The sequence below is a fragment of the Terrisporobacter muris genome (genome assembly GCF_024621905.1).
GTDB classification, from domain to species: domain Bacteria; phylum Bacillota; class Clostridia; order Peptostreptococcales; family Peptostreptococcaceae; genus Terrisporobacter; species Terrisporobacter muris.
On sequence record NZ_JANKBY010000260.1, the window covers coordinates 1 to 5,366 of the forward strand.

Here is a 5,366-nt window from a genome sequence, read left to right on the forward strand (position 1 = left end):
TGCCAAATATTTATCAGAAGATTAATTAAGAAAATAAGTTAAGAAAAGATTAAACGTTACATAATAACAACATAAATATAATAATTAAGACCATGAAGGTTTTATATATCCTTATTGATATATATAATCTCATGGTCTTTTATATTTAATCAATATAAAAAGTAATAAGTATAAAAATAGTAATTTTAAGGGGGATATTTTATGGTAAAAAGTAAAAGTTTAAACAGAGTACTAGTAGTAATATCAGTAATAGGTTTAACGCTAGGTGCAGTTGGATGTTCTTCTAGCAAGAAGACAGAATCACCAGAAGCTAAAGTTGAATCAAGTAATTTTGAAAAGGTAGAGTATACATATTCTGACGGAGCGAAAGATTATGATGTAAAAGTAGAAACTCCAAGACAAAAAGCTGTAACTTTATCTCAATTTATGACAGAGATGTTACTAGCACTAGATTTAGGGGATAGAATGGTAGGAACAGCACTTTTAGATAACCCAATACTACCAGAATTTAAAGAAGCTTATGAAAAGATACCACAGCTTAAAATAGGTGAGGGACATTCTGTATCAAAAGAAGGTTTTATGGCTACAGGAGCAGATTTTGTTAGTGGTTGGGATTCATCAATAAGTGAGCAAACGACAGGATCTCCACAGGAACTTATTGAAAAAGATATAGCACCATTTATGGCTAAATCTTATTCTGCAGATGCTACAGTAGATACTGTTTATGAAGACTTTGAACTACTTGGAAAAATATTTGGAGTTCAAGATAAATCAACAGAAGTAATAAATAAAATGAAAAGTGATATAAAATCAGTAACTAATAAATTAGGAAATATAAAAGATGAAGATAGAGTGAAAATGATGGTGTATGATTCTGGAGAAAAAGATGCCATGGTAGTTGGATCTGGTCTTGCTAATAATTTAATTGAGCTAGCAGGTGGAAGTAATATATTTGGAAAAGATGCAAAAAAACCATATATAAATGTTTCTTTTGAGAGCATAGTAGCACAAAATCCAGAAGTAATATTAGTAACTGATTTTATGGCTGGACAACCAGTTAAAGAAAAAATTGAGTTTCTAAAATCTCATCCTGCATTAAAAGATGTATCAGCTATAAAAAATAATAAGATATATGTTGTAGGATTAGCAGATTTATCTCCAGGTGTTAGAAATCCTAAGTTAATAGAAGAAATGTATGGATATTTCTATGGAGAAAATAAATAATGGAGATATCGGTAAAGCAAAAGAGAAGCCTTTCTAACAAGAAAGGTTTCTTGTTTTGGATACTACTGTTAACAGTCATATTAGCGGTAACAGTAGTTATTGCTATTGCAATAGGTAGTACATACGTAGAACCTGGAGAAGTGTATAAAGTACTACTTAATAAGTTAACAAAAGGAAGTTTATTTGGCAATGTTGGAACAGTTATGACACAAAATATAATATGGGAAATTAGATTTCCTAGAGTTTTATTGGGAGCCATATGCGGAGCTGGATTGGCACTTTGTGGTGTAATGATGCAATGTGTGACAAAGAACCCAATAGCAGAGCCGTACATATTAGGAATATCTTCAGGAGCATCTTGTGGAGCAGTTGGGGTAATTGTTCTTGGAGGAGTATCAGCAATAGGAATTAATAGCATTAGTGCAGGTGCATTTGTGGGTTCTATAATATCAGGAGTATTGGTATTTGCAATAGGAACTAAAATGGGAAAGACAACATCTACAACAAGGCTTGTACTTACAGGAATGGCCATATCAACCATATTTTCAGCGTTAACTAATTTACTTATATATTCAGCAGAAAATTCAAATCAAGCTAAAAATGCGTTGTTTTGGACTGTGGGTAGTTTAGGTGGAGCAAAATGGGATGTATTATTACTTCCTTTTGTCATTTTAATCATAGTGATGATAATAGTGTTTATAATGTCTAAGTCTTTAGATATACTGCTTTTAGGAGATGATAATGCCATAGTTTTGGGTATAAATGTGAAGTTTATAAAATCTATGATATTAATATTAGCCACATTATTAACATCGTCTTTAGTTGCAATAACAGGTGCAATTGGATTTATAGGCCTTGTAGTACCTCATGTATGTAGAACTATTGGAGGAAATGATCATAAAAAGTTAATAGTACTTTCTTCTTTAGTAGGGGCTATATTTTTAATAATATCAGACGTATTTGCAAGAGGGCTTTTCCCTCCAATAGAAATACCTATAGGAATAATAACATCACTAGTTGGTGGTCCGTTCTTCTTATATTTAATTTCCAAAAGAGAATATGATTTTGGAGGCAATGAATAATGCATAAAATTCAAGTGAAAAATTTAAGATTTAGTATAGATAATAAAGAAATATTGAAAGATATATCTTTTGATATTCCTAAAGGAAGTTTTGTAGGTATTATAGGACCGAATGGGTCAGGTAAATCTACTTTATTAAAAAATATATATAGGCTATATAAGCCTTCAAGTGGGAAGATAATTTTGGACAATAAAGACTTATCCAAGATGAAAGATAAAGAATGTGCAAAAGAAATAGCTGTACTAGCTCAAGAAAGTAATTCTCAGTTTGACTTCACTGTGGAGCAAATAGTAAAAATGGGAAGATATCCTTATAAATCTGTCATTGAAGACTATTCCAAGGATGATTTAAAAATGGTATTAGAAATGTTAAAAAAAGTAGGTTTAGATGATTATAGTTATAGAAGTTTTTCTAACTTGTCAGGAGGAGAAAAACAGAGAGCTTTAATTGCAAGGGCATTAGTACAAAATACAGATTTTTTAATATTAGACGAACCAACAAATCATTTAGATATTGGGTATCAAATACAGTTAATGGATTTGGTAAAAAGTATGAATATAACAACATTGTCAGCAATACATGATATGAACATAGCATCTATGTATTGTGATTATTTAATAGTTATGAAAGATGGACAAATAAAGAAATTTGGAAATGTGGAAGAAGTAATAACATCAGAAACATTAAAAGAAATATTTGGAGTAAATGCTTATGTAGGCAAAAATCCAATTAATCAAAAATTACAAGTGTCTTTTATGCATACTCATGAACATATAAATGGGGTAGGTGATAACCATATACATGAGGATGGATTTACAGGATTACATTCTCATGAAGAGAATCAAATATATGTCTAATTTAGGAAAATACAATACAAAAACAAGTTTTTTACAATAATTTTTGTTGTAAGAAATAAATTGTACTTAAGTGTTTGACTTGCAAATAATATGAGTATATACTTATATTAATAGAAAAATTTGTAAATGAGATCATGAAGGTTTCTTATGGTATTGTAATGCCTTTGGAAATCTTTTTTTTGATTAGATTTATAATTAAGGGGGATTTTTATATGTGTGAATCATCTGCATTTGTATTAGGAAAAGATAATAAATTAGAAAAAGTAATGGAAAATGTGGTAAACGTAGATCCAACTGAAGGAAAGGTTTATTTAACAGATTTATTAGGAGAACAAAAAATAGTTGATGGATTTATTAAAGAAATAAGATTAATGGATCACAAAATAATTTTAGCAGAAAAATAAAAATTAAATCAGGGGTAGGTCAATATGATAATTGCAGTAATAGACGGAATGGGTGGAGGTATAGGAGCACAGGTTGTTAGCGCACTGAGGGAGGAATTACCGACATATATGGAGATATATGCTTTAGGTACAAACTCAATAGCAACAAGTGCCATGATGAAGGCTCATGCTAATAAAGGTGCAACTGGAGAAAATGCAATAGTAGTATCTTCAAAAAAAGCCAATATAATTGTTTCGCCTATTTCGATTGTTATGCCAAATACTATGATGGGAGAAGTAACAAGCGCCATAAGTGAGGCCGTTTGTGATAGCGAAGCATTTAAAATATTATTACCAATAATGCCAGAAAATTTTGAAGTAATAGGTATAGAAGGAAAACCATTATCATTATTAATTAAAGACACAATCAAAATAATAAAAAGGGAATTTAATATAAAATAAGGGGGACTTTAAAATGTTTAATAAAAATATAGCTTTATATCATGAAGGGCATCATCATGATGACGACCATGTACATACTGAGTGTGGATGCGGAGGTAACTGTCATGACCACGAAGAAGAAATTAGTAAGGATGAAAAGACGTTAAATATTTTATTAGTACACTGGGTAAATCATAATGAATCTCATGAAGAAGGCTTTAGAGAATGGGTGAGCAAAGCTAAAGAAATGGGAAAAGAAGAAACAGCTGAGTATATAGAAAAAGCAATAGAATATATGCAACAAGCTAATGAGATGTTATTAGAAGCTAAAAAACATATGTAGTTATGTGATATAAAAAGCAAAGAAGATGAAAATTTTCTTTGCTTTTGTTAATAATAGAATTAAATTTTAGATACAAATAATATTTTATAAATTTTAATTGTTGACAAAAAGGTTTTCATATAATATAATGAAATGGTATTGGAGAAGTACTCAAGTGGCTCAAGAGGATCCCCTGCTAAGGGATTAGGCTGGATTAAACCGGTGCGAGGGTTCGAATCCCTCCTTCTCCGCCAATCAAAAAGACTATGGAATAACTTCCATAGTCTTTTTTTATAATCTCAAATACTTCAAATAAAAATGATTCGCTACGCAGTGGCTCAAGTGAATCTAATTCTAAATTAATCTTTATTATTTTTGATCATATTTTTAGATATATCCATTACAAAGTCATTATAATATGGTAATGATTTAAATAAAATTTTAAGATTTAAAAGTTGATTTTCTATGTCATTTAAAATAATTTTTTGTGTTGTATCAGGATAATTCTCAAGAGTATTTAGTATTAACTTCAGACTTTTTGTAGAAGAGTCTATTTGATCTAAAATCACTTCGCTTTTTTCATATTGATCTTTTAATTTTAAACTTTGCATATATAGTAATTTAGCATTATCCAATAAAACTTCATTTTCAGTAATTTTTGATTTAAGTAGGTTTAAATCATCAATTTTCTTATTATTATCATTGTCAATATTTTCTTTATCATTTGTAGTTAAATAATTAATTATATCCTCAATATCTACATTGTCTTTTTTTAGTTTTACTTTAAAATAATATAGAAAACCAGAAATAATAATTGCAACTAAAGAGCTTGCACTTTGTATTGATTTACTATGTAAAGCAGATAAAGAATTAATTTTATCATTTTCTTTTTCAATATTTTCTGATTGTGAAGTTATGTCTAAGGTAATATAGACATTATTGAACAAATACATTTTATTAATGAAAAGTTAAAAGAAGGATATAGTTTATCAAGGTTGGATAAGGAAAATATAATTAGTTCTAGAAAAACTATATCAAACAGATTTAAAAAGATAGG

General features: G+C 29.1%; 7 protein-coding genes and 1 tRNA gene. 7 read left to right on the forward strand and 1 reads right to left on the reverse strand.

The features are described from left to right. The first annotated feature begins 201 nt into the window (after positions 1–201). The 7 genes from NSA58_RS15410 to NSA58_RS15440 all read left to right on the forward strand — a co-directional run bounded on the left by NSA58_RS15410 (position 202) and on the right by NSA58_RS15440 (position 4,563). Positions 202–1,224 carry an ABC transporter substrate-binding protein gene (locus tag NSA58_RS15410; RefSeq protein ID WP_039678511.1) on the forward strand — a complete coding sequence of 341 codons (1,023 nt, stop codon included), beginning with the start codon at positions 202–204 and terminating at the stop codon, positions 1,222–1,224. Further along, on the forward strand, positions 1,224–2,306 hold the full coding sequence (locus tag NSA58_RS15415; RefSeq protein ID WP_039678512.1) for a FecCD family ABC transporter permease: 1,083 nt from the start codon (positions 1,224–1,226) through the stop codon (positions 2,304–2,306). Before NSA58_RS15410 ends, NSA58_RS15415 begins: the two co-directional genes overlap by 1 nt. Continuing rightward, the gene (locus NSA58_RS15420) at positions 2,306–3,163 is read left to right on the forward strand and encodes an ABC transporter ATP-binding protein (protein ID WP_039678513.1); all 858 of its coding nucleotides are present in this window, start codon (positions 2,306–2,308) and stop codon (positions 3,161–3,163) included. The genes NSA58_RS15415 and NSA58_RS15420 overlap by 1 nt, the downstream gene beginning before the upstream one ends. Positions 3,164–3,375: 212 nt before the next feature. Further along, positions 3,376–3,567 (forward strand): CooT family nickel-binding protein, encoded by a 192-nt coding sequence (locus NSA58_RS15425; protein ID WP_018592076.1) that lies wholly within the window; start codon positions 3,376–3,378, stop codon positions 3,565–3,567. Positions 3,568–3,591: 24 nt separating this feature from the next. Next, the gene (locus tag NSA58_RS15430; protein ID WP_039678514.1) at positions 3,592–4,008 is read left to right on the forward strand and encodes a DUF3842 family protein; all 417 of its coding nucleotides are present in this window, start codon (positions 3,592–3,594) and stop codon (positions 4,006–4,008) included. Positions 4,009–4,021: 13 nt separating this feature from the next. Beyond that, complete coding sequence (locus NSA58_RS15435; protein WP_039678515.1) at positions 4,022–4,330, forward strand: hypothetical protein; 309 nt, start codon at positions 4,022–4,024, stop codon at positions 4,328–4,330. A 140-nt stretch (positions 4,331–4,470) separates the two neighbouring features. Further along, positions 4,471–4,563: transfer RNA gene (locus NSA58_RS15440), tRNA-Ser, on the forward strand. 105 nt (positions 4,564–4,668) lie between these two features. On the opposite strand, the gene NSA58_RS15445 is transcribed toward NSA58_RS15440, so the two are convergent. Then, positions 4,669–5,256 carry a hypothetical protein gene (locus tag NSA58_RS15445; RefSeq protein WP_257560657.1) on the reverse strand — a complete coding sequence of 196 codons (588 nt, stop codon included), beginning with the start codon at positions 5,254–5,256 and terminating at the stop codon, positions 4,669–4,671. Positions 5,257–5,366: the final 110 nt, after the last annotated feature.